The following is a 23,986-nucleotide window of genomic DNA, read 5'->3' on the forward strand; positions in this document are numbered from 1 at the left end:
GCACTCCTTGAATCAACGGCTCGGAGTACGAGGTGCGCGCTCCGATCTGATGCGCCGGGCAGCAGCAGTGACACCGAGCGCGACCAGTATAGCCGTCAGGGTGACCCCCACGAGCGGCACGGTGCCGTAGAGGAGGGTGTCGACGCTCGGCAGCAGCGGGGAACGTCGATCCAGCGTCTCGGCCGCCGGCAGCTGTTCGATGGTGACGGGCGAGGAGGTCGGGGTGGGCTGGGGACCGGCGTCGGCGCGCCGGTACAGCCGGATCCAGTCGGACAGACTTCCCATCGGGTTGCTGTTGACGCTTGCGACCGACGCGCTCACCGCGGCGTTCGCATCGATGAGCCCGTAGCCGTACTTCTCGTCGGGCACCTTGGTCGCCGCGGCGGCGGGCCGCGCCGTCTTGATGATGCGGTTGATGACGTTGTCGGCATCCAGGTCGGGGTGAGCCGAACGCACGAGCGCCGCGATGCCGGCCACGATGGGCGCGGCCCCGCTGGTCCCGTCCCAGACGACGAGCTGCCCGTCGGCGGAGACGCCGAGCAGCTGCTCGCTCGGCGCGGAAATGCCGATGGTGATGCCCTGCGTCGAGGCCTGTTCGCTGGCAGTGCCGGCACGGTTGACACCGCCGACGGTCAGCACCCCGGGGATGGTCGCCGGCGCGCCCACCTCTTCGGTACCGCTGCCCTTGTTTCCGGCGGCCACCACGACCACAACGTCGTGGTCGAACGCGTACTGGAAGGCATCGTCCCACGACGGGTCCCAGGTCAGGGTGTTCGTCGTGAACGAGAGGTTGATGATGTCGGCGCCGTGATCGACGGCCCACTTCATCGCATCGGCGACCTGCTGCACGAACGGCACCGAGGATGCCGCGCCGAATCCGATCGACAGCGAGAGCAGACTCGCCTCGGGGGCGACGCCGATCATCCCGGTGTCGGCACCGGTTCCGCGGGCGGCCGCCAACGAGGCCACCCAGCTGCCGTGGTTGGCATCGACAGCCCCGACCGGGGTGCGCCCGTCCGACGACCCGGCTCCGGAGAAGTCCGCTCCCCCGACGACCGCACCGGAGAACTCCACCGGGGATCGGCCGATGCCGGTGTCGATGACAGCGATCGTCACCCCCTTGCCGCGGGTGGTCTGCCACGCCTGCCGGATGCCGTACTCGTCGAGCCAGTACTCCGCCGCGCGGGCGGGATCGCCCGTTCCCGGCGGAGGTGCCGTCGCGGAGAGGGCCGACGGCCCGGCGAGAGCCGCCGGGGCAGGGCCGCCAGCGGCGACGGCCGCCGGGGCAGGGTCGCCCGCGGCGACGGCGACCGCGGGAATGCTCGCCGCACCCGCCGCCGCCTGCCCGCCCAGGCCGATCATAACGGCGGTGACGACGGCGACGAGACGCCGACGGCGAGCGCTCACACCGCGCTCCGCGGGTCGGCGCACGTGCAGCGCTCGGGCGACCAGTCGGCGCGCGCGAGCGCGAGGTCGCCGATGGGGTTAACCCCGGTTCCGGCGGCCAGCGCGTGCCCCGCGAGGGCATGCAGACACTTGACGCGTGTCGGCATCCCGCCCGCGGAGATGCCCGCGATCTCCGGCACGTCGCCGTACACCGCCCGGTCGGACAGGTAGGCCTCGTGCGCCGCGAGATAGGCGGCGGCGATCTCCTCGTCGTCGGCGAGCAGGGCGGCCAACTCGGGCATCACCTGGTTCGCCTCCAGCGCCGACATCGCGGCCGTCGCGCCGGGGTGGGTCAGGTAGTAGAACGTCGGAAACGGCGTGCCGTCGGGGAGCCGCGGTTCCGTGGCGACCACCGTCGGGTTGCCGCACACGCAACGCGCGGCGATGCCGACGACGCCACGCATCGGACGTCCCAACTGGGCCCGCATGACCTCGAGGTCGGCGGCGGAGGCGGGGCTGAGAGCGGGATGCGGCACCCGTCAAGGGTACCGGGGCGGGCTGACCGACTGCTGATCAGCGAGTGGGCGCGACCGGCGGCACCGCCGCCGTCTGGGCGAGCCCGGCGCCGGCCACCGAGCGCACGAGCTGCGCCATCCAATCGGTGCGGGTCTCCTGCACCTGCGCGCTGACGGCCGCCTGCGACGGGGGCATCGCCGTTGCCGGAAGGTCGTTGTCGACGAGATAGACGACCTCGCCGGGGCGTACGTAATACAGCCGTTCCCGCGCCTGGGAGCTCACGTAGGCAGGGTCGTTCCACCGATCCTTCTGCTGCTGCAGTGCCGCGACATCTGCTTCGCTCACCTGGACGGAGTGCGCCAAAGCCGCGATCTGCTGGCGCTGGCCGAGGTAGGTGCCGACCGTGGGCACCAATGTGAAGACGGCGAGTACCACGAGCCCCAGCATGATCACGGTGAACGCGGAAAAGCGGATGCCGCCGGCCCACGCCCTCACGTCGACGCGGCCCGCGCCTCGGCTCGCGCGCGACGGGCGGGACGCGGAAGAGGGAGCCGGCGCAGTGCGCTCGGCTCCCTCTCTCGTCATGGGACCAGCCTACGTGGCACGCGGACGTGCGACGGGAGGCGCCCCGAATCGCTCAGCGAATCTCCAGCGGCGTCAGCCCTTGAAGCGCGGGAAGGCGCCGCGACCGGCGAAGACCGCGGCGTCGCCGAGCTCCTCCTCGATGCGCAGCAGCTGGTTGTACTTCGCGACGCGCTCGCTGCGGGCGGGGGCGCCCGTCTTGATCTGGCCCGCGTTGACGGCGACGGCGAGGTCGGCGATGGTCGTGTCCTCGGTCTCACCGGAACGGTGCGACAGCATCGAGCGGTAGCCGTTCTGGGTCGCCAGCGAGATCGCGTCCAGCGTCTCGGACAGCGTGCCGATCTGGTTGACCTTCACGAGCAGAGCGTTCGCGACGCCCAGGTCGATGCCCTTCTGCAGGCGAACCGGGTTCGTCACGAACAGGTCGTCACCGACGAGCTGGACCTTCGAGCCGATGGCATCGGTGAGGTGCTTCCAGGCCTCCCAGTCGTCCTCGGCGAGCGCGTCCTCGATCGTGACGACCGGGTAGTTGGCGACGAGGTCGGCGAAGTAGTCGGTGAGCTTCTCGGCCGACCAGGCCTTGCCCTCGACCGTGTAGACGCCGTCCTTGTAGAACTCGGTGGCGGCGACGTCCAGGCCGACGGCGACGTCCGTACCGGGGGTGAACCCGGCCTTCTCGATCGCCTTGATGAGGAAGTCGAGACCCTCGCGGTTGCTGGGAAGGTCGGGGGCGAAGCCGCCCTCGTCGCCGAGGCCGGTGTTGTAGCCCGCCGCCTTCAGCTCGCCCTTGAGGACGTGGTACACCTCGGTGCCCCAACGCAGCGACTCTCCGTAGGTCTCGGCGCCGATCGGCGCGAGGAAGTACTCCTGGAAGTCGATGCCGTTGTCGGCGTGCTCTCCACCGTTGATGACGTTGAACAGCGGAACGGGCAGCACGTGCGCGTTCGGTCCGCCGAGGTAGCGGAACAGGGGCAGATCGGCGCTGTCGGCCGCTGCCTTGGCCACCGCGAGCGAGACGCCGAGAATGGCGTTGGCGCCCGTGCGCGACTTGTTCTCGGTGCCGTCGGTGGCGATGAGGATCTCGTCGATGACGCGCTGCTCGCTCGCCTCGACGCCCTCGATGGCCGGACCGAGCTCGTCGATGACGGCGGCGACCGCCTTCAGAACGCCCTTGCCGCCATAACGGCTCTTGTCGCCGTCACGCAGCTCGTACGCCTCGAAAGCGCCGGTGGACGCGCCGGAGGGGACGGCCGCGCGCTGGACGATCCCGTCGTCGAGCAGCACCTCCACCTCGACGGTCGGGTTGCCACGCGAATCCAGGATCTCGCGTGCGCCTACAGCCTCGATCAGTGCCACAGGGGACTCCTTGCTTGTGAAGGGTGAATCTCGGAGCGTCACGGGTGTGTTCCTGCTCCGTCATCGAGTCTAGTGACCTGGGCGGCACCGCCACATGACCCGCACCGGATCAAACGACCAGCGCGAGCGCGATGCCGTCCCACCCCTTCGCGTCCAGGGTCTGCAGCGCCGTCGCCGTGAAACGCGGGTCGTCCCGCAGCATCTCCAACCCCGCGCGCACGCCGCGCACCTGCGGATTGGAATCCTCGGCATCCGCGACTCGACCGCTGCGGACGACGTTGTCGACGACGATCACCGTGCCGGGCCGACCCAACCGCGCCGCCCAGTCGAGGTAGAGCGTGTTGGACTCCTTGTCGGCGTCGATGAAGACGAGATCGAAGGGCGCCTCAGAGGCGAGGGTCGGCAGCACGTCTGCGCCCCGTCCGATGCGGATGTCGACGCGCTCCCCCACGCCGGCGCGGTCGACGCTGGCACGGGCCACCTCCGCGTGGCGGGCTTCGGCCTCGATCGTCACCACCCGACCGTCGTCGGGGATGCCGCGGGCCAGCCAGATCGTCGAGTATCCCCCCAGCGTGCCGACCTCCAGCACCCGCCGCGCGCCGCTCAGGCGCGCCAGCAGCCACAGCAGCTTGCCCCCCGTAGGCGCCACCTCGATCGCGGGCATGCCCGCGGCGCGCTGGGCATCCACCGCTGCCGCGAGGGCGTCGTCGGTACCGACGAGGGTGTCGACGAGGTAACGGTCCACCTCATGGGCGGCAGGCAGCGAGAGCTCGGTCATAGCCCCAGCAAACCCGGTCGCCGATGCGGGGTCAACGTCCCGCGGCGCGCGCGACCTCGGCGGCGAGCAGAGCTGCACCGGTCTGGGCGTCATCGACGGTGACGGTGAACACGCGACGATCGGCACGCACAACCCGGATGCCCGGGCCGGCCCGCAGGACGACACCGAAGCCTCCGCCCGGCGCCCACCGCAGACCCCAGCCGCCGAACTCGCCCATCGGGCTGACGTCGACGACCTCGACGCGTTCGACCCCCGTGATCGGGATGTGCACGCGGGGAAAGCCGGTTGCGGAGATGACGGTCAGCCCCGTCTCGTCGACCCGCACGTGGAAGACCGCCGTCGCGGCGATGACCGCAGCCATCAGCACGACCAGCGCGATGAGAACCGTGGTGGTGACCGGGCCGCCGCTCACGGCGATGCTCACCACGGCCACGGCGATGAGGAGCGCGAGCGCAGCGCCGAGCACGATGAGGCCGCCGCGGGCGAGGCGCACGCTGCGCAGCCACACCGCCCGCTCGTCGACGCTCAACGGAGGGCTCATCGTCGGGGTGGTTCCGACGACGGCGACCCACTCGTCGGGCTGGAGCGCCCACGCGGCGACGCCGGCGACGAGTGCCGCGACGGCGGCAGCGGCCAGCCACGGCAGGACGGACGGTCCGGTCGCCGCGTCCATCACGCCGCTCTGCATCCGCACCGAGGCGGTCATCAGCACCGCGGTGAACACCGACATCGCCGCGGCGAACGCTCCCATCAGCCGGTAGACCGGGCCGCGGTCGCCGCGGCGAAGCCCGTTCAGTGCGGATGCCGCGATCAGCAGGGGCAGCCCGAGTCCGAGCGCCGCCGTGGCCAGCACCGTGGTCCCCGCGGGACCGAACCCGTCGGGTGCTCCGTTCGCACCCCAGTGGATGGCGATCGGGTCGGGCAGCGCGTCGCCGGCGGCGAGCTGGAGCACGACAGCGACCGCGCTCGCCAGCACGGGCAGCGCGACGGCGACCAGGACGAAGCGGGTGACGGCTCGGGGCCGTGTCGTGGTCATGATGATTCCTCCGGTTCGCCGTGGTGATGGATGAGCGCGGCGAGCGCCTGTGATGACAGCCCACGCTCGCGCGCTCGGGTGACGATGACGGCAATATCGGGCTGGAGCTCGGCGAGCCGATCGGCGGCATCGGTGAGGACCGCGCCACGCCCGCGATGCATGGAGACCAGCCCCTCCTCCCTCAGCTGCTGATACGCGTGGAGAACCGTGTGCAGGTTGACGTCGAGCGCGGCCGCGACGGCGCGCGCCGACGGCAAGCGATCGCCGGGGCGCAGACGGCCCGCGACGGCATCCGCTCGCACCGACGCCGCGATCTGCGTGAACAACGGCACATCGCTCGTGGGGTCGGTGCGGATCAACATGACGCCTCCTGTATCCATTCTATGACAAATAGAACAGTTGCCGCGATGTGAGTCTCGACGATCCGCGGGTCACGCCCGGGTGCGCACCCCCTGGGCAAGCGCGGCGACGATCTCCGGCAGCAGGGCATCGGCCGTACGCCGGTAGCCGAGCGCACTGGGGTGAAAACGGTCGACGCTGAACATGTCGTCGGGGTTCTCGATGAACATCGCCCCGACGGCGCGCCGCAGGGAGACGACCCGGGCGCCGGCGCGCCGAGCCGCCGCCGCCTGCGCGTGGGCGAGCTGCCGCGACGCCTGCGCACCCAGCGCCCGCAGCGGCTGCGGCACGGGGCGCAACGCGCCCAGGTCCGGACAGGTGCCGACGACGACGGCCGCGCCCGACTCGCGCAACCGCCGCACCGCCGCCTCGAGGTCGCTCGCCGCCGACGAGACGGGGGTACGGTGCGTCACGTCGTTGCCACCGACGATGATGACCGCGGCATCCGCCCGATAGTCCGGCGCCAGACGATCGAGTTGCGTGGCGAGATCCTTCGACTCGGCTCCCACCACGGCGACGGTGCGAAGGCGCACGGGTCGATGCAGGAAGTCGGCGAGCCCCTTGCACAGTCGCGCCCCCAGAACGTCCTTGGGCCGCTGTGCGCCGAGACCGGCTGCGATCGAGTCGCCCAGCACCAGCAGCTCGAGCGGCGCGCCCGACAGCTTCGGCCGCCACACGCGGTCGGCATCCAGCGCGATCTCACCCAGCGGCTTGCCGATACGGAGCCGCGCCAGGGCGGCCTGGCGCGCCAGCACAGTCCGCGCGGCGATCACGCCGACCACGATCGCACCTCCCAGCGCCGCACTCGCCGCCACGCGCGGGCAGAGAGCACGCAGACCATGCGAACGCGATGTCACGCACCGATCACACTCCCCCTGCGTGAACGGCACGCTCCCGTCGGGTGGCCGGAAGGTGACCGGCCGTGCTTCCCACGGACGCCGGGCTCAGCGGTGCGCGCCCCGCCGGAGCGCCGCGGTGAGCACGAGCGCCAGCGCAAGGACGCCGCACGCGAGGGCGACATCCAGCACGAAGCCCGCGACCACCTCATCACGCCCCCTCCACCCCGTCGCCGTCGTCACGGCTCCGATCGCGATGACGCCGATCGAGAGCGCGAGCTGCTGAACGGTGCTGAACATGCCGCCCGACAGACCCGCCGCTTCGACGGGGACCTCACGAACCACCGCCTGGGTGAGGGGAGAGAAGACGAGCGCCTGACCCGCTCCGAGCAGTACGAGCGCCGGCTGAGCCCACCAGATCAGCGACGGCCCCCATGCCACGAGCGAGACGAGAAGGAACCCCACGAGCGCGATCAGCTGCAGAACGACTCCCCAGACGAGTGTGCGCACGCCGAGCCGGCGTTGGATCGGCGCCAGCGAGAGCGACACGACCGCGAACACCACCGCGAACGGCAGCAGAAGCAGGCCCGCCGTCAACGAGTCATACCCGAGGCCGGCCTCGACCGCGCGCGGGATGACGTAGAGCACCGCACCGTAGCCGGTGAAGAACAGAGCAGCGGCCACCAGCCCGAGCTGGAGGGCGCGCAGTCGCAGAATGCTCGGCGGCAGCAGGGGCACCCGACCGGAGCGCTCGATGCGATCCTGGTGCACCCAGAGCGCGACGAGTGCCGCTGCCCCCGCGGCGAGGGCGACGAACGTCGGCCATGACCATCCCGCCGACGGTCCGAAGGTGAGCGCGGAGGCGATCAGAAGAACGCCTGCGCCGAGCTCGACCGTTCCGGCGACATCGATCGTCACCGCTTCGTGAACGCGCGATCGCGGGGCGAGCGGGGCGAGGGCGATCGCCGCGAGAGCGGCGATCGCCACCACGACGTAGATCGCCCGCCAGCCGGCCAGGCCTGCCAGCGTGGCGCCCGCCAACGCGCCCCCCAGCACCTGCCCGCCGGCGGCACCGATGCCTCCGCTGGCACCGAAGGCCGCGATGGCGCGCACGCGCGCTCCCCCTGCCGAGGTGGCTTGGATCGTGGCCAGGACCTGCGGTGTGCACAGGGACGCTCCGACACCCTGCAGGACGCGTGCGGCGATGAGGACCTCGATCGTGGGGCTGGCCGCACAGGCCACGGCCGACAACAGGAAGAGGGCCATTCCGAGGGCGTAGAGCAGGTGGCGCCCGAAGCGGTCGCCGAGGCGCCCGCCAAGGATGAGGAGCACGGCGAAGGGAATGCCGTAGCCGGCGACGACGAGCTCGAGCTGGACCTCGGATGCGGTGAATGCCTCGCGAAGTTGGGGCATCGTCACGGTGACGGCGTTGAAGGCGAAAGATCCCGCCCCGGGGCCGATGAGAAACCCGATGTAGCGCCAGGTGGGCACCGCCATGGGAAGGGTGCGCACGTGCCCTGCCGGCACGAGGGGAAGTGAGGCCGTCGTCGTCATAGCGTTCATCCTGAGGCCGGCGTCATCCTGGTACCAGGAGTGCGCTCATCCTGGTATCAACGCCACCCCGCTGCGCACGCCGCCCCCGTGCCCAGCGCACTACGCTGGCAGACATGCGCACGGATCGCCGGGACGAGTTCGCCGCCTTCCTGCGCACGCGCCGTGAACGTCTGAGCCCCGACGACGTCGGCCTTCCTCCGGGCACCCGCGGGCGCGTCGCCGGCCTTCGCCGTGAGGAGGTCGCCACGCTCGCGGGGGTCGGGCTCACCTGGTACACCTGGCTCGAGCAGGGCCGACCGATCGCGGCGTCGGAGCAGGTGCTCGGAGCGATCGCGCGGGCGCTGCGCATGACGGAGGACGAGCGGGACCACCTGTTCGCCCTGGCCGGCGCGACGCCTCCCGAACGGGACGAGCACGCCTGCGTGAGCGCGGCGCACCTCGATCTGCTGTCCAAGCTCATGCCGTATCCCGCCGCCGTGCAGACGGCTCGCTTCGACATCCGTGCCTACAACCGCTCCTACCGGTTTCTCTTCGCGGATCTGGACACGATCGCTCCCGAGGGCCGCAACTGTGCGGTTCGGATCTTCACCGATCCGGCATGGCAGCGCGCGCACACCGACCTCGACAACGCCCAGCAGCGGATCGTGGCGCGTCTGCGCGCCGCATACGGCCGCCACCACGACGAGCCGGGCTGGCAACGCTTCATCGCCCAGCTCGAGGAGCAGTCTCCTCCGTTCGCCGAGCTGTGGCGCCGCGGCGACGTGGCCGCCGAGCACAATGCGGTGAAGCGCCTCGCTCATCCGCGCTGGGGAGTGCTCCAGTTGGCGATGACGAGCCTCTGGACGGGCGAGGCGGGCGGGCAGCGGGTGGTCTGGTTCTCCCCGCAGGATGCGGCGACGGCGCGCCGACTCGACGTCCTCGCCCGCTTCGCCACCGAGGAGCCGGTGCTGTCGGGTTTGTCGCCCGCGACCTCTCAGCCGAGCGGCTTGATCTCCAGCGTCTCCGGCGCTTGACCCGCCGCCACCGTCGCGAAGGACGAATACCCGTCGGCGGCAGCACGCTCAAGCAGCGCCTTGAGGTTCTTGGTGCGCTGCTCCAGACGCACCCGCGAGCCGTCCGCGACCAGTGCGGCCTTCAGAGCGACGAGCTCGCCGACCGGCACGTCGCGCTCGTGCACGAGGACGATGGAGGACGTTCCCGCATCGTCGGCATCCTCGAGAAGATCGACGATGCGCTCGAAGCCGAGGGAGAAGCCCACCGCGGGTACCTGCTGGCCCAAGAAGCGCCCGATCATCCCGTCGTAGCGACCACCGCCGCCGAGTGAGTAGGGCACGCTCGGATGGGCGAGCTCGAAGATCGTGCCGGTGTAATAGCCCATGCCGCGCACGAGGAACGGGTCGAACACGAGCGGCGCGCCCTGCGCGTCTTCTGCACAGACGCCGCGGGCCGCCGACACCGCCGCGCCGATGGCCACGAGATCGGCCACGATGTCGTCCGGCACGTCCTCGGGCAGCGCCGCGCGGATCTGCCCCTGACCGTAGGGACGGTATTCGCGCGTCTGCGGCCGGCGCAGGAAGGCGTCGAACGCGTCGACGGCTTCGGACGTGGCGCCTCGCTCGCGCAGCTCGGCGACGATGCCGTCGGCCCCGATCTTGTCGAGCTTGTCGATGGTGATCAGCACCCCGGCACGCTCTTCCGCGGCGAAGCCGAAGCTTCCGAGCATCCAATCGAGCACGCGACGGTCGTTGACGCGGATGCTGCCGCCGACCAGACCGAGCGCGTCGAGCGCATCGAGGCTCGCCACCAGCAGCTCGGCCTCGGCCCGACCCGTCGGGTCACCGATGATGTCGATGTCGCACTGCACGAACTGGCGGTAGCGGCCCTTCTGCGGCCGTTCGGCACGCCACACCGGCGCCATCTGGATGGAGCGGAAGACCGACGGCAGCTCGGCGCGGTGCGTCGCGTAGAAGCGCGCGAGGGGAACGGTGAGGTCGTAGCGCAGGCCGAGGTCGCTGAGTGCGGCGGCGTCGTCGGCCGCGGCGCGGATCGCGTCGGCATCCAGTCCACGCTTGAGAACGTTGAAGGCGAGCTTCTCGTTGTCGCCCCCGATGCCCGCGTGCAGCCGGTCGTAGTCCTCCATGACCGGCGTCTCGATCTCGTCGAATCCATGGGCGCGGTAGCGATCGCGGATGACGGCGAGCACGCGCTCGCGACGGGTCTTGTCGGCGGGGAGGAAGTCGCGCATGCCGCGCGGCGGGTTCACGGATGCCACGCGATCATTCTTCCAGGTCGCCGGATGCCGACGCGGACTCGACGGCTCGCACTTCGTCCTCGAGTCGGCGGATCGCGCCTCGCAGCGCACGCTCGGCATCCCACCCGCGGCGCTGAGCGCGCGCCACGAGCCCGAGCAGCTCCGCGCCCAGCTGCTCCTCGCTCTGCGTACCCGCGTCACCGTCGTCCCGCCCGTGGTCCGGGCGAGGCGACGACAACGGCAGCGCTGCCGCGCGGCCCAGCAGCTTCTGCGCCAGCGCGAGGGAGGGCATGTGGGCCGAGACGCCGTCGAGCACGGACCGCCGATCCTGCTTCTCGGCGGCCTTGGCTGCGTTCCAGTGGACGAGCACTTCCTCGGGAGTGGTGGCGACGGCATCCCCGAACACGTGCGGGTGCCGACGGATCATCTTCTCGGCGAGCGCGTCGGCGACGTCTTCGATGTCGAAGGGATCCTCCGTCGCGTCCGCCGCGACCGCGGCGTGGAACAGCACTTGCCAGAGCAGGTCACCGAGTTCCTCGCGCAGATCGGCGCGCGTGCCGGCTTCGACGGCGTCGATCAGTTCGGCCGCCTCTTCCACGAGGTACGGCACGAGGTCCTCGTGCGTGATCCGCGCCGACCACACGCATCGCGCCCGCACTGCTGCCATGACGTCGGCGGCGCGTCGCAGGGCGTCGCCGGTGGAGGTCGACGCCGGGTCGATCGGACTCAGACGGTCGCCGTGCTCCGACGTCGATGATGCCATGCCCGCCACGATACGAGGATCCCGGCGATCACGAGCGAGATCGCCGAGCCGGCAAGCACCCCGAGAGTGGCCTGATCGCGGATGTCCGGCGCCCCGGAGAACGCGAGTTCGCTGAGCAGCAGCGACACCGTGAAGCCGATTCCGCCCAGAGCACCCGCCGCGAGGAGGTCACCACCGGCGAGTCGATCGTTCTTCGGTACCCGCAGAAGGCGCTGCGCCAGGCCGCCGGCCACGGCGATTCCGATGATCTTGCCGACCGGCAAGGCGACCAAGACTCCCCAGAAGGCCGGCGAGAGCTCTCCGGCAGACACGGCGGGGATCGCGACCAGGGCCGCGCACAGCGCGAACAGCGGCAGCACGATCGCGTTGACCCACGGTTCGAGTGCGTGTCGTGCCCGCAGAGCGGGCTGCTGGGCCATCGCCAGCCCGAGCACGACGCCCGCGATCGTCGCGTGCACGCCCGACTCGTGCACCGCATACCAGGTGCCGATCGCGCTCACGACGAGACCGACGACGGCAACCGGACGGGCGCGGGTGTCGAGGAGCCGGCTGCAGGCCGCGAAAACGACGACGAACACCAGCGCGAGCAGCATCATGGCGAAGTCGACGTCGGCCGTGAACAGCACCGCGATGAAGACGATCCCGACGATGTCGTCCAAGATGGCCAGCGCAAGGAGGAAGATGCGCACTCCGGAGGGCAGACCTCGACCGAAGACGGCGAGCACGCCCAGCGCGAAGGCGATATCGGTGGCCGTGGGAATGGGCCATCCGGCGCTGGTCGCCTCCCCGCCGGCGATCAGCACGTACAGCACCACGGGTACGATCACGCCGCCGGCCGCGGCGATGGCGGGCAGGACGGCACGTCGTGGGGAGGCCAGCTGACCGCTGGTCAGCTCGAACTGCAGCTCGACCGCGGCGATGAAGAAGAAGACGGCGAGCAGGCCGTCGGAGATCCAGTGACGTACGGACAGGTCGACGATGCCGGGAATGCCGAGATGCGCATCCGCGACGGCGAAAGCGATCGGCGCGGCCGGGCCATTGGCCACGATCAGGCCGATCGAGGCGGCGGCGAGCAGCAGGACGGCGGGGAAACGGGCGGATCGCAACAAGGACACGGTCACTCCGGGGGATCGACGAACGGGACTCGCCGACCAGACTTCCCGGCACACCGTCCGACGACGCGCAGGGCACAGCACGCCGTCGCGTCGACGTCGGGGCGTCATAAAACGTCGTCACCCCGAGCTTCCAGACTACCCCGTGACAAATGTGAAACACCGTGCCATTACCGTGGTCTCATGCGCGAACTCACCCGAACCGAAGCGATCGACCTCGTCGGCCGCGATGAGGCCGAGAACGAACTGCCCGAGCGCTTGCGTGCCGACGTGCGCATGCTCGGCGCGCTGCTCGGTCGCGTCCTGCGCGAAAGCGGCTCCCCCGGCCTGTACGACGACGTCGAGCGTCTGCGCCTCGCGACCATCGCCGCGTACAGCGATGAGTCGCCCGAGGCCTTCGAGCGAGCGGCACAGATCGCCGAGTCCTTCTCCGTGGAACGCGCCGACGAGGTCGCCCGCGCCTTCACGGTCTACTTCCATCTCGTCAACCTCGCCGAAGAACATCAGCGCGTGCGTGTCCTCCGTGAGCGCGACGGACGCCCGGAGCGTGAAGATGCGGCCGACTCGGTGGCCGCGGCGTTCGTGCGCCTCGCGGCGGAGGTCGGCGACGACACCGCCCTGGCGCGCCTGCAGGCGATGCGCTTCCACCCCGTGTTCACGGCTCATCCCACCGAGGCCCGCCGCCGCGCGGTGTCGACCAGCATCCGACGCCTGGTCACGCTGCTGACCGAGCGCGACGCCTCGCTGGAGGGTGGGGCCGACGAGCGACGCGCGGAGCGGCGCATGCTCGAAGAGATCGACACGCTGTGGCGCACCGCGCCGCTACGGGCGGAGAAGCCGACTCCCGTCGACGAGGTGCGCGCCATCATGGCGGTCTTCGACGAGACCCTGTACACGGCGGTCCCCCACGTCTACCGACGCGTCGACGATGCGCTGCAGGGACCCGCGGCCGGCGGTCGCGCGCCCGTCGTGCGCCCCTTCGTCCGCCTCGGGACGTGGGTGGGCGGCGACCGCGACGGCAACCCGTTCGTGACAGCCGCCGTCACGAAGAAGGCCGCGTCGATCGGTGCCGAGCACATCCTGCTCGGCCTTGAGCGCTCGGCCGTCCGGATCGCCAAGACGCTGACGCTGTCCGAGGACACGACGCCGCCGACCGCTGACCTCCTCGGCCTGCTGCAGCGACTCGCAGACGCCGACGAGGACGGTGCGGCAGACGCCGCCAAGCGGGCCAAGGTCGAGCCGCACAAGCGCGCGATGCTGCTGATCGCCCGTCGCATCACCGCCACGCGCAAGCGCGACGCCGATCTCGCATATCGCGACCCCGACGCGCTGCTGGGCGAGCTGCGCACCGTGCAGCAGTCACTCGTCGACGCGGGGGCCCCGCGCCAGGCGTATGGACACCTCCAGCAGCTGCTGTGGCAGGTGGAGACCTTCGGCTTCCACCTCGCCGAACTCGAGGTGCGTCAGCACTCCGCCGTCCACGCCAAGGTGCTCGCCGAAGTCGCCAGCGGCGAGCCGCTGAGCACGCAGGCGGAGGAGGTGCTCGAAGTCTTCCGCACGATCGCGCAGATCCAGAACCGCTACGGGCCGCGCGCCGCCGGCCGCTACATCGTCTCCTTCACCCAGTCCGCCGCCGACCTCGCCGCCGTGCACGAGCTGGCGCGGCTGGCGGTCGGCCCCGGGGGCACCGTTCCCGTCCTCGACGTGATCCCCCTGTTCGAGACCTTCGCCGACTTGCAGGCCGCGCCCGCGATCATGGCCGAGATCGTCGACCACCCGCAATTCGCGGCACGGCTGGAAGCCACCGATCGGCGGCTCGAGGTCATGCTCGGCTACTCCGACTCCTCGAAGGACGTCGGTCCCGTCGCCGCCAACCTCGCCCTCTACGAGGCGCAGGCGAAGATCGCCGCCTGGGCCAAGGAATGCGGCATCCACCTCACCCTCTTCCACGGACGAGGCGGCGCGCTCGGTCGCGGCGGCGGACCGGCCAACTCGGCGATCCTGGCGCAGCCTCCGCACTCGGTCGACGGACGGTTCAAGCTCACCGAGCAGGGCGAGGTGATCTTCGCGCGCTACGGCGACCCCAACATCGCGATGCGTCACATCGACCAGGTCGCCGCGGCCGTCCTGCTCGCCTCCGCCCCGTCGATCGAGAAGCGCAACAGCGCGGCGGCGGAGCGCTACGCCGAGGTCGCCGCGACGATGGATGCCGCCTCCCGCGCGCGATTCTTCTCGCTGGTCAAGGCAGACGGGTTCGCGTCGTGGTTCGCGACCGTGACGCCGATGGAGGAGATCGGCCTGCTGGCGCTGGGCTCGCGTCCCGCACGACGCGGTCTGTCGGTCGAATCGCTCGAAGACCTTCGCGCCATCCCGTGGGTCTTCGCGTGGTCGCAGGCCCGCATCAACCTGGCCGGCTGGTTCGGTCTCGGATCCGCGCTGGAGGCCGTCGGGGACGTCGAGCTCCTGCGACGCGCCTACGCCGAGTGGCCCCTGTTTCGCACCGTCATCGACAACGTCGGCATGAGCCTCGCGAAGGCCGACGGTCGTATCGCGCGCCGCTACCTCGACCTCGGTGACCGCAGCGACCTGGCCGACCTCGTCGTGGACGAGCTGCAGCTCACCGGCGACTGGGTCGTGCGCATCGTGGGCGGCGACGAACTGCTCTCGAACAAGCCGGTGCTGCAGCGCGCCGTCAAAATGCGAAGCCCGTACGTCGATGCACTCTCGCTGCTGCAGCTGCGCGCCCTTCGCACGCTCCGCACCGGCGAGCACGACGAGGCCGACCTGGCGCAGTGGCAGCGCCTTCTGCTGCTCAGCGTCTCCGGCGTCTCGGCCGGACTGCAGAACACGGGGTGATCGCACCCCGATCCGGACCGTCGCGGGGACTCAGTCCACGCGGCGGTCGTCGGCGTGGCGCGCGAGCGCCGCGCCGTAGCGTTCGGTGAGCTGGATCATCAGATCGGGTGTCTCCCGATCCAGGCCGAAAACGAACCCCGGGAAGTCGAGCTCCTTCTGCAGCGCCCAGATCTCCTCGTGACGATCGGGCGAGAGCATCTGGGCGGGATCGCCCACGGCGACCCAGCCGATGGGTACCACGGCATCCGGCGGCACGATCGTGCGCAGGTGCACGATCGCACCGATGCGCACCTCGGATCGTTCGCCGATGCGCGCACCGTTGAAGACCCGGATACCCGTGGCGAGAAAGACCTCATCGGCGATCGTCGCTCCGGAGATGCTGGCCGTCGGGCCCACGAGCACGTGCGAGCCGATGTGCACGGGGTGTGCGGCGCTCGCCCGGATCAGGGCGTTCTCCATGACGATCACGTGTGAGCCGAGCGTGATCGGGCCGCCCTCCGCCGTCAGCACGGCACCGTGCAGGATCTGGCAGCCGGCTCCGATCTCGACGTCACCGGAGATCACGGCCGTGGGGGCCACGACGGCATCGGGGTGGATGCGGGGGCGCGCCCCGAGATGTTCGAACTGCATGATCATCCTCCCGCGCCCAGCGTAGGCGAGCGACGTCACACGCGTCGAGGCCCGCCTCGGTCGCCGCTAGGGTGGGACAGGCCGCACCACCCGGGGCGTGGCCGGAAAGCTCCACCGTGACAGACCACCTGACACCTCTGCCCGCCCCCGTCGACTTCGTGTTCCGTGGCGTGCGCGAACGCAACCCGCACGAGCCGGAGTTCCAGCAGGCGGTGCACGAGGTGCTGGACTCGATCGCTCCCGTCATCGAGCGCCACCCGGCATTCGAGGCCGCCGGCGTGCTCGAGCGGTTGGTCGAGCCCGAGCGCCAGATCATGTTCCGCGTGCCGTGGGTCGACGACGCCGGTCGCGTGCGCGTCAATCGCGGCTATCGCGTGCAGTTCTCTTCGGTGCTCGGACCGTACAAGGGCGGTCTGCGCTTCCATCCCAGCGTCGACCTGTCGATCATCAAGTTCCTCGGGTTCGAGCAGATCTTCAAGAACGCACTCACCGGGCAGGGCATCGGCGGAGCCAAGGGCGGCAGCGATTTCGATCCGCGCGGGCGCTCGGATGGCGAGATCATGCGGTTCTGCCAGGCCTTCATGAACGAGCTCTACCGCCACCTGGGCGAGCACACCGACGTGCCGGCCGGCGACATCGGGGTCGGCGCGCGAGAGGTCGGTTATCTCTTCGGCCAGTACCGAAAGATCACGAACCGTCACGAGTCCGGCATGTTCACCGGCAAGGGGGTGCAGTGGGGCGGAGCGGAGGTGCGTACCGAGGCGACCGGCTACGGTGCCGTCTTCTTCGCCGAGGAGATGCTGGCGGTGCACGGCCGCACGCTCGACGGTCTGCGCGTGGGGGTGTCCGGCTCGGGCAACGTTGCGATCTACGCCATCGAGAAGGCGCACCAGCTCGGCGCACTGCCGGTGACCGCATCCGACTCGTCGGGCTACGTCGTGGACGATGCCGGTATCGACGTCGCCCTGCTGCGCGAGATCAAAGACGTCGAGCGGGCCCGCATCTCGGTGTACGCCGAGCGTCGGCCCTCCGCCCGCTTCGTCGCGAACGCCCGGCCCTGGAATGTCGCGGTCGACATCGCGGTGCCGGCCGCCACACAGAACGAGCTCGACGAGAACGACGCGCAGGCCCTCATCGGCAACGGTGTGACGGCCGTCTCCGAGGGCGCCAACATGCCGTGCACTCCCGGCGCGGTGAGCGCATTCCGCGCGGCAGGGGTCCTGTTCGGTCCGGGCAAGGCCGCGAACGCCGGCGGCGTCGCGACCTCGGCGCTGGAGATGAGCCAGAACGCGTCGCGCCAGCGCTGGAGCTTCGACGACAGCGAGCGCAAGCTGCGCGCGATCGTGCGCGACATCCACCGGGCGGCCTTCACCGCCGCCGAACGATACGACAGGGCCGAGGACTACGTCGCCGGAGCGAACATCGCCGGCTTCGAGCGTGTTGCGCACGCCATGCTCGCGCAGGGTGTGATCTGACGGCGATGAGCAGAGACGCCCGCTCCCCCGCGACCGTCTCCACCCTGACCCTGTCGACGTTCGTCGTCGGATCGATGGTGGGTGCGGGCGTGTTCTCGCTGCCGGGCACGTTCTCCGCACAGACCGGAGTCGTGGGCTCTCTCGTGGCCTGGGCTCTCGCGGGAACGGGGATGTTCACGCTCGCCCTGGTCTTCCAGCGACTGGCCGCACGTCGACCCGACCTGGACGCCGGCGTCTACTCGTATGCACGCGCAGGCTTCGGCCGCTACCTGGGCTTCCTCTCGGCGTTCGGGTACTGGGCGAGCGCGTGCGCGGGCAACGTCTTCTACTGGGTCTTCATCATGTCGACCATCGGCGCGGTCGCGCCGCCGCTGGCCGGCGGCGACACGGTGCTCGCCGTCGCCGTCTCTTCGGTCGGGCTGTGGGTGTTCTTCCTGCTCGTGCGGCGCGGCACCCGCGAGGCCGCTGCGGTCAACCGCATCGTGAGCGTCGCCAAGGTGCTGCCCATCGTCGTGTTCGTCGTGCTGTGCGTGACGGCCTTCGATCCCAAGGTCTTCGCCGCGAACCTGTGGGGACCGAACGATCTGCCGCTGTTCGATCAGGTGCGCGGAACGCTCCTGGTGACGGTGTTCGCCTTCATCGGCGTGGAGGGCGCCAGCGCGTACTCCCGGCACGCGCGCCGCCGGCGCGACATCGGACGCGCGACGGTGCTGGGCTTTCTGAGCGTGCTCGCGATCTTCGCCTCCGTCACCATCGTGTCCTTCGGCATCCTGCCGCGTGAGCGCATCGCCGCCCTCTCCCAGCCGTCGATGGCCGGTGTGCTCGCTGAGGTGGTCGGCCCGTGGGGCGCCGCCTTCGTCGGAATCTCGCTCATCGTCGCGGTACTCGGGGCCTATCTGTCATGGACCCTGATGGCGGCCGAGGTGCTGCTGGTCGCCGCACGGGACGGCGACCTTCCTCCGATCTTCGCGCGCACCAATGCCCACGACGTGCCGGTCGGCGCGTTGACGATGTCGACGCTGCTCGTGCAGGTGCTGCTGCTGGTCGTCCTGCTGTCGGCCGATGCCTTCGACGTCGCCCTCAGCCTCACCAGCGCCTTCGCGCTCATCCCCTACGTGCTCACCGCGGGCTACGGCCTGCGGGTCGCGATCGCCGACGTGCGCGCGGAGGGCGCCCGCCGCGCGGCCGGTCTCGGCGCTCTCGTCGTCGCGATCTGCGCGACCGGTTACACGCTGTTCCTGCTGGCGGCGGCCGGGGGGCAGTATCTGCTGCTGGCGATGCTCGTGCTGGTACCCGGCACGGCGCTGTTCGTCGTCGCGCGACGTCGTCGGGAGCACCGTGTGTTCGCGCCGGCCGAGTGGGTGGTGTTCGCCCTCGCGGTCGCCGCGGCGATCGCGGCGGTCGTGCTGCTGTCCGACGGGGCGATCTCCCTCTGATTCGCGGGGATCGCGCCGGTCAGGCTTCGGCGGCCTCGGTCACCGGCAACGGGTAGAGCTGATCGATGAGCTGGGCGACCCACGCGATCAGATCGGCGTCTGCGACCGGCTCGCCACCGGCGGTGGGCAGCGGCACGATCATCGCCTCGCCGCCGGCGAGCACCTTCGACTTCGGGTAGAGACGCTGCAGCCGCACACGCAGGGAATCGGATGCCGGGGCGGGCACGACGCGCAGGTTGGGCCCCATCGCGACCACATCGGAGAGCCCGGCAGCAGCGGCGCGACGGCGCAGGCGTGCGATGGCGACGAGACCGTCGACCTCGCGCGGCGGCGCACCGTACCGGTCGGTGAGCTCCTCGATGACCAGGTCGATCGGATCGGCCGAGGCGCCGCCCTCTCCCCCACGGGTGCGGGCGTCGGGGGATGCCGCAGCAGAGAGCTTCTGGTAGGCCTCCAGACGCAGCCGCTCGCTGTCGATGTAGCTCTCGGGCAGACGCGCATCGACCGGAAGCTCCAGGCGCAGCTCGGTCGGGCCGTCCACCTCGTCGCCGCGGAAGGTGGCGACCGCTTCGCCGATCATCCGCAGGTAGAGGTCGAAGCCCACGCCGGCGATGTGCCCGGCCTGCTCGGCGCCCAGGAGGTTTCCGGCACCGCGCAGCTCGAGATCCTTCAGGGCGACCTGCATGCCGCTGCCGAGGTCGTTGTTGACGGCAATCGTCTCCAGCCGGTCGGCGGCTGTTTCCGACAGCGGCTTCATCTCGTCGTAGAGGAAGTAGGCGTACGCACGCTCCCGGCCCCGGCCGACGCGCCCGCGCAGCTGGTGGAGCTGGCTGAGGCCGTACTTGTCGGCGCGGTCGATGATGATCGTGTTGGCGTTGGAGATGTCCAGCCCGGTCTCGATGATGGTCGTCGAGACGAGCACGTCGAAACGCCGCTCCCAGAATCCGTCCACGACCTCTTCGAGTGCGTGCTCTCCCATCTGACCGTGGGCGACGGCGATCCGCGCCTCGGGTACCAGCTCGGCGAGCTGGGCGGCGACGCGTTGAATCGACTGCACGCGATTGTGGACGTAGAAGATCTGCCCCTCGCGCAACAGCTCCCGGCGGATCGCCGCGGCGATCTGCTTGTCGCTGCGGGGCCCGACGTACGAGAGGATCGGATGCCGGTCCTCGGGCGGAGTCTGCAGCGTCGACATCTCGCGGATTCCGGTGACGGCCATCTCGAGTGTGCGCGGGATGGGCGTCGCGCTCATCGCGAGGATGTCGACGTTCGTCTTCAGCTTCTTCAGCGCATCCTTGTGCTCGACGCCGAACCGCTGCTCCTCGTCGATGATCATGAGCCCGAGGTCCTTGAAGGCGACCTTCTCGGTGAGGATGCGGTGGGTGCCGATGACCATGTCGACGCTGCCCTCGAGGAGCCCTGCGACGATCTCTCGTGCCTCCTTGTCGGACTGGAACCGCGAGAGCGGACGCACCTTCACCGGAAAGCCCGCGAACCGCTCGGTGAACGTGTCGAGGTGCTGTTTGACCAGCAGTGTCGTGGGGACCAGCATCGCGACCTGCTTGCCGTCCTGGATCGCCTTGAACGCGGCCCGCACGGCGACCTCGGTCTTACCGAAGCCGACATCGCCCGAGAGGAGACGGTCCATCGGGATCGGCCGCTCCATGTCGGCCTTGATCTCCTCGATGGTCTGCAGCTGGTCGGGAGTCTCGGCAAAGGGGAACGCCTCCTCCAGCTCGCGCTGCCACGGGGTGTCGGGACCGAAGGCGTAGCCCTTCGCGGCCATCCGCGCCGAGTAGAGCTTGACCAGCTCGACGGCGATGTCGCGCACGGCCTTGCGTGCCTTGCCCTTGGCCGCCGCCCAGTCGCTGCCGCCCATCTTGGAGAGCGTCGGCGCCTCACCCCCGACGTACTTGCTCAACAGGTCGAGCTGGTCGGTGGGCACGAACAGCTTGTCGCCCGGATGGCCGCGTTTGGTGGGCGCGTACTCGAGCACGAGATACTCGCGCGTGGTCTTGACGGCATGGCGACCGCCGCTGGACACCTCGCGCTGGACGAGCTCGACGAAGCGGCCGATGCCGTGCGTGGAGTGCACGACGATGTCGCCCGCCTTCAGCTGCAACGGGTCCACGACGTTGCGACGCCGTGAGGCGAGCTTCTTGACGACGCGGCTGTCGGCGCCGATCGTCCGACCGTAGAACTCAGCCTCGGTGAGCACGGCCAGCCGGGCCTCGGGCTGCTCGAAGCCGCTCTCCAAGGCTCCGACGACCGCGACGGCGACGCCCGGTTCCGGGGCGTCCTGGAGGCCGTCGACGCTGCGGGCGGCGATGCCGCGTTCGGCGAGCACGTCTCGAGCGCGATCGACGAGTCCCACCCCCGAGGCCGCGATGACGACACGCCACCGCTCGGCGAGCAGCTGCGCGACGTGTGCCGTCGCACCGTCGACGTTGCCCTGGAAGGACGGCACCGCCGAGCCGGGAACACGGACGACATCGCTGCGGGGTGCCGAGGCGAGACCGGCGAGGTCGGCCGCGGCATCCGCCGCACCCGAATCAAAGCCGCTGAGCGTCCACCACACGCCGGAGCGGGCCGATGTCGCGGCCTGCAACTCCGGCAGGGTCAGGAAGTCGCCGGAGCCCAGGTCGACGGGGGTGTCGGCGCCGGCGACGGCGGCGCTCCACGCGGCCTCCAGGAACTCTCGGTTGGTCTCCCCGAGCGTCATGGCGCGGCCGACGGCGCGCTCCGGATCGACGAGAGCGACCGCGGCGCCGGTGGGCAGGTAGTCGATGAGCGGCACCACGGCGTCGGCGAGCGCTGGCAGCAGAGACTCCATGCCCTCCACCGGAATGCCCTCGCTCATCTTCTCGAGCATGGTGCGCAGGCCCGGGAAGCGGTCGCGCAGCGCGGCCGCGCGCTCACGGACCTCAGGGGTCAGCAGCAGCTCACGGCTGGGCAGAAGGGTGATGTCCTTCACCTCTCCGGGCAGGGAGCGCTGATCGGCGACCGAGAACGCGCGGATCTGATCCACCTCGTCGCCGAAGAATTCGACCCGATAGGGATGGTCGGCGGCCGGAGGAAAGACATCGAGGATGCCGCCGCGCACGGCGAACTCTCCGCGTCGCGACACCATGTCGACCCGGTGGTAGGCGAGCTCCACGAGTCGTCGCGTGACGGCGTCCAGATCGTGGCCGCGCCCGCCCACGGACAGGGCGATGACGCCGGCGTCGGTGAGCCCGGCCGCGATGGGCTGAAGCGCGCTGCGCACCGAAGCGGTCACGACGAGGGGGCGTCGCCCGTCCCAGCTTGCGACCGTGCGCAGCAGATCCAGGCGGCGTCCGACCGTTTCTGGCGACGGGCTCAGGCGTTCGTGCGGAAGGGTCTCCCAGGCGGGAAAGTGCCGCACCTCGGCATCCGGGATGACGTCGGACAATGCCGCACCCAACGCCTCAGCGCGGCGGCCCGTGGGAGCCACGGCCAGCAGGACACCCGGCAGACCTGCCGCGCGCCGACGATCCAGCAGCGCGGCCAGCAGCGGCGCGTCCAGCCCGGGGATCATCGAGAAATCGGCGTCGGAGAGGGCCGACTCGACGGATTCGCGGATCACATCCGCCTGAAGAAGGGCGTGAACGATCCCGGAAACTGTCACCGAAAGAGTCTATGGCTCCCCGCCGACACCCGCTCCGCCGAGCGCGATCGTGTGAGCGCGGCGCCCCGACATCGCTCCTGATCTCAGCGGTGTTGTCCCTAGGATGAGCAGGTGAGCGAGAACCCGCAGCACGCCCCCGTACCGCCCGCCGTGACGCGAGCTCCGGGACCCGGCGGACCCGCATGGCCGACCGGCGGCTACGTCCAGTCCGTGCCGGGTGCTCCCCCGGTCTACCTGCCGCCATCGGTGACGCCGCCCGCGCCGACCACCTCGAAGGCGCTTGGTACGATCGCCGTGATCGTCGCGATCTGCGCCGTCGCGTTCTCCTCGGTGCTCAGCGCCACCACGAGCTTCGCCGCCGCGTCGGGAGCCGTCGCCCACGCAGGTCTGACCTCGACCAGGCCGCTGGAGCATCTCTCCGACGACCAGACCCTCGCCCTGCTGAGTCCCGTGCGCGGGCTCGTGCTGTGGGCCGAGATCGGATTCTGGAGCGGAACCGTCCTCGGCGTCTGGGCTCTGATCCAGGGGATCGTCGCCATCGCGAGCCGGCGGGGACGCGGGCAGGGCATCGGCGCCGTGATCGTCGCGGCGGCGGGCCCCATCGTCTATGCCGTCGCGGTCACGCTCGCCGTCCTTGCCGGCGTCGTCGCCGCGATCCCCACCTACTCCTGACGCTCCCCGACCACCGAACGCCTCCCGACGAAGCCGCTCGCAGGCTCAGGCGCGCGGCGCGTGATGCTTCTGCTGGGCGGCGAGCAGTCCCTCCCCGACGAGCAGCTCGACCGCGTCGGCAGCCTCCGACACCAGCACCGGCAACGCGGCGCGCTCGGCCGAAGAGAACGGATCGAGCACCCAGTCCGCCGGATCCTGGCGGCCGGGAGGACGACCGATACCGACCCGCACGCGCGGGAAGTCGGGGGTACCCAGTGCTTTGGCGACATCGCGGATGCCGTTGTGGCCGCCGTGTCCACCGCCGGTCTTGAGCTTGATGGTGTCGAACGGGATGTCGAGCTCGTCGTGGACGAGCACGACGCGGTCGGCGGGAACGTCATAGAAGCGCGCGAGCTGCGAAACCGGCCCGCCCGACACGTTCATGTACGAATTGGGGGTGGCGAGCACGAGCTTCGCCCCACCCGGACGCAGCCAGCTCTCCGCGACGCGCGCGTTCGCCTTGTGCGCACGCAGCGTCTCGCCCCGCCGAGAGGCGAGCTCGGCGATCACCATCTGCCCCACGTTGTGACGGGTGCTCTCGTAGCGGACGCCGGGGTTTCCCAGCCCCACCACCAGCCATGTCTCGGCCATGCTCATGTCCTCACCGGTCGATCCACGACGAAGCCCGCCCCACCAGTATCGGCGGCGACGGGCTTCGTTCAT

20 protein-coding genes are annotated in these 23,986 nt (G+C 70.5%); 5 read left to right on the forward strand and 15 right to left on the reverse strand.

Annotation, left to right across the window (positions count from 1 at the left end; genetic code table 11):
- Positions 1-12: 12 nt before the first annotated feature.
- From PP359_RS13580 to PP359_RS13620, 9 genes are all read right to left on the reverse strand, one after another.
- A complete protein-coding gene (locus tag PP359_RS13580) occupies positions 13-1,407 on the reverse strand; it encodes a S8 family peptidase (protein ID WP_499250838.1) in 1,395 nt (464 codons plus the stop codon).
- On the reverse strand, positions 1,404-1,922 hold the full coding sequence (locus PP359_RS13585; RefSeq protein ID WP_499250839.1) for a DUF501 domain-containing protein: 519 nt from the start codon (positions 1,920-1,922) through the stop codon (positions 1,404-1,406). The genes PP359_RS13580 and PP359_RS13585 overlap by 4 nt, the downstream gene beginning before the upstream one ends.
- Before the next feature lie 37 nt (positions 1,923-1,959).
- Positions 1,960-2,487: an FtsB family cell division protein gene (locus tag PP359_RS13590; RefSeq protein WP_036318167.1), complete on the reverse strand. Its 528-nt coding sequence runs from the start codon at positions 2,485-2,487 to the stop codon at positions 1,960-1,962.
- Positions 2,488-2,559: 72 nt separating this feature from the next.
- Positions 2,560-3,840 (reverse strand): phosphopyruvate hydratase, encoded by a 1,281-nt coding sequence (eno, locus tag PP359_RS13595; RefSeq protein ID WP_036318168.1) that lies wholly within the window; start codon positions 3,838-3,840, stop codon positions 2,560-2,562.
- Positions 3,841-3,949: 109 nt separating this feature from the next.
- The gene (locus PP359_RS13600) at positions 3,950-4,618 is read right to left on the reverse strand and encodes an O-methyltransferase (protein WP_036318169.1); all 669 of its coding nucleotides are present in this window, start codon (positions 4,616-4,618) and stop codon (positions 3,950-3,952) included.
- A 31-nt stretch (positions 4,619-4,649) separates the two neighbouring features.
- Positions 4,650-5,654 (reverse strand): DUF1648 domain-containing protein, encoded by a 1,005-nt coding sequence (locus PP359_RS13605; RefSeq protein WP_499250840.1) that lies wholly within the window; start codon positions 5,652-5,654, stop codon positions 4,650-4,652.
- Complete coding sequence (locus tag PP359_RS13610) at positions 5,651-6,016, reverse strand: GntR family transcriptional regulator (RefSeq protein WP_499250841.1); 366 nt, start codon at positions 6,014-6,016, stop codon at positions 5,651-5,653. The genes PP359_RS13605 and PP359_RS13610 overlap by 4 nt, the downstream gene beginning before the upstream one ends.
- A 69-nt stretch (positions 6,017-6,085) precedes the next feature.
- Entirely contained in the window at positions 6,086-6,910 is an 825-nt protein-coding gene (locus PP359_RS13615; protein WP_499250842.1) for an SGNH/GDSL hydrolase family protein, read from the reverse strand.
- 87 nt (positions 6,911-6,997) lie between these two features.
- A complete protein-coding gene (locus PP359_RS13620) occupies positions 6,998-8,443 on the reverse strand; it encodes an MFS transporter (RefSeq protein WP_112931158.1) in 1,446 nt (481 codons plus the stop codon).
- A gap of 113 nt (positions 8,444-8,556) precedes the next feature.
- Here PP359_RS13620 and PP359_RS13625 point away from each other — a divergent pair, with 113 nt between their 5' ends.
- Positions 8,557-9,456: a helix-turn-helix transcriptional regulator gene (locus tag PP359_RS13625; RefSeq protein ID WP_499250843.1), complete on the forward strand. Its 900-nt coding sequence runs from the start codon at positions 8,557-8,559 to the stop codon at positions 9,454-9,456.
- On the opposite strand, the gene hisS is transcribed toward PP359_RS13625, so the two are convergent.
- The 3 genes from hisS to PP359_RS13640 are packed head-to-tail and all read right to left on the reverse strand — an operon-like array spanning position 9,417 to position 12,563.
- A complete protein-coding gene (gene hisS, locus PP359_RS13630) occupies positions 9,417-10,715 on the reverse strand; it encodes a histidine--tRNA ligase (RefSeq protein ID WP_112931157.1) in 1,299 nt (432 codons plus the stop codon). The two genes, PP359_RS13625 and hisS, sit on opposite strands and share 40 nt — an antisense overlap.
- Before the next feature lie 4 nt (positions 10,716-10,719).
- Positions 10,720-11,457 carry a nucleoside triphosphate pyrophosphohydrolase gene (locus tag PP359_RS13635; protein ID WP_499250844.1) on the reverse strand — a complete coding sequence of 246 codons (738 nt, stop codon included), beginning with the start codon at positions 11,455-11,457 and terminating at the stop codon, positions 10,720-10,722.
- The gene (locus PP359_RS13640; protein WP_499250845.1) at positions 11,421-12,563 is read right to left on the reverse strand and encodes a Na+/H+ antiporter NhaA; all 1,143 of its coding nucleotides are present in this window, start codon (positions 12,561-12,563) and stop codon (positions 11,421-11,423) included. The genes PP359_RS13635 and PP359_RS13640 overlap by 37 nt, the downstream gene beginning before the upstream one ends.
- A 189-nt stretch (positions 12,564-12,752) precedes the next feature.
- Here PP359_RS13640 and PP359_RS13645 point away from each other — a divergent pair, with 189 nt between their 5' ends.
- The gene (locus PP359_RS13645; RefSeq protein ID WP_039412269.1) at positions 12,753-15,425 is read left to right on the forward strand and encodes a phosphoenolpyruvate carboxylase; all 2,673 of its coding nucleotides are present in this window, start codon (positions 12,753-12,755) and stop codon (positions 15,423-15,425) included.
- A 30-nt stretch (positions 15,426-15,455) separates the two neighbouring features.
- Here PP359_RS13645 and PP359_RS13650 read toward each other — a convergent pair whose 3' ends face one another.
- The gene (locus tag PP359_RS13650; protein WP_433718407.1) at positions 15,456-16,055 is read right to left on the reverse strand and encodes a gamma carbonic anhydrase family protein; all 600 of its coding nucleotides are present in this window, start codon (positions 16,053-16,055) and stop codon (positions 15,456-15,458) included.
- A 116-nt stretch (positions 16,056-16,171) separates the two neighbouring features.
- On the opposite strand from PP359_RS13650, the gene gdhA reads away from it, so the two are divergent.
- Together gdhA and PP359_RS13660 are read left to right on the forward strand one after the other, a co-directional pair.
- Positions 16,172-17,530 (forward strand): NADP-specific glutamate dehydrogenase, encoded by a 1,359-nt coding sequence (gdhA, locus tag PP359_RS13655; protein WP_433718409.1) that lies wholly within the window; start codon positions 16,172-16,174, stop codon positions 17,528-17,530.
- A gap of 5 nt (positions 17,531-17,535) precedes the next feature.
- Positions 17,536-18,966: a basic amino acid/polyamine antiporter gene (locus tag PP359_RS13660; RefSeq protein ID WP_499250846.1), complete on the forward strand. Its 1,431-nt coding sequence runs from the start codon at positions 17,536-17,538 to the stop codon at positions 18,964-18,966.
- Positions 18,967-18,985: 19 nt separating this feature from the next.
- On the opposite strand, the gene mfd is transcribed toward PP359_RS13660, so the two are convergent.
- Positions 18,986-22,612, reverse strand: coding sequence for a transcription-repair coupling factor (gene mfd, locus PP359_RS13665; protein ID WP_499250847.1), 3,627 nt, complete (start codon positions 22,610-22,612; stop codon positions 18,986-18,988).
- A 111-nt stretch (positions 22,613-22,723) separates the two neighbouring features.
- Here mfd and PP359_RS13670 point away from each other — a divergent pair, with 111 nt between their 5' ends.
- A complete protein-coding gene (locus PP359_RS13670; RefSeq protein ID WP_112931153.1) occupies positions 22,724-23,284 on the forward strand; it encodes a hypothetical protein in 561 nt (186 codons plus the stop codon).
- A 45-nt stretch (positions 23,285-23,329) separates the two neighbouring features.
- Here PP359_RS13670 and pth read toward each other — a convergent pair whose 3' ends face one another.
- Positions 23,330-23,986, reverse strand: coding sequence for an aminoacyl-tRNA hydrolase (pth, locus tag PP359_RS13675; protein WP_499250848.1), 657 nt, complete (start codon positions 23,984-23,986; stop codon positions 23,330-23,332).

Origin of the sequence: Sphingomonas sp. BLCC-B65 (genome assembly GCF_028550675.1) — a bacterium.
Classification (GTDB): domain Bacteria; phylum Actinomycetota; class Actinomycetes; order Actinomycetales; family Microbacteriaceae; genus Microbacterium.

Coding starts and splice junctions, on each gene's coding strand:
- PP359_RS13590 (WP_036318167.1), bottom strand. CDS start 2,487: ATGACGAGAGAGGGAGCCGAGCGCACTGCGCCGGCTCCCTCTTCCGCG.
- PP359_RS13600 (WP_036318169.1), bottom strand. CDS start 4,618: ATGACCGAGCTCTCGCTGCCTGCCGCCCATGAGGTGGACCGTTACCTC.
- PP359_RS13605 (WP_499250840.1), bottom strand. CDS start 5,654: ATGACCACGACACGGCCCCGAGCCGTCACCCGCTTCGTCCTGGTCGCC.
- PP359_RS13610 (WP_499250841.1), bottom strand. CDS start 6,016: ATGTTGATCCGCACCGACCCCACGAGCGATGTGCCGTTGTTCACGCAG.
- PP359_RS13620 (WP_112931158.1), bottom strand. CDS start 8,443: ATGACGACGACGGCCTCACTTCCCCTCGTGCCGGCAGGGCACGTGCGC.
- PP359_RS13625 (WP_499250843.1), top strand. CDS start 8,557: ATGCGCACGGATCGCCGGGACGAGTTCGCCGCCTTCCTGCGCACGCGC.
- PP359_RS13635 (WP_499250844.1), bottom strand. CDS start 11,457: ATGGCATCATCGACGTCGGAGCACGGCGACCGTCTGAGTCCGATCGAC.
- PP359_RS13645 (WP_039412269.1), top strand. CDS start 12,753: ATGCGCGAACTCACCCGAACCGAAGCGATCGACCTCGTCGGCCGCGAT.
- PP359_RS13650 (WP_433718407.1), bottom strand. CDS start 16,055: ATGCAGTTCGAACATCTCGGGGCGCGCCCCCGCATCCACCCCGATGCC.
- PP359_RS13660 (WP_499250846.1), top strand. CDS start 17,536: ATGAGCAGAGACGCCCGCTCCCCCGCGACCGTCTCCACCCTGACCCTG.
- pth (WP_499250848.1), bottom strand. CDS start 23,986: ATGAACGAAGCCCGTCGCCGCCGATACTGGTGGGGCGGGCTTCGTCGT.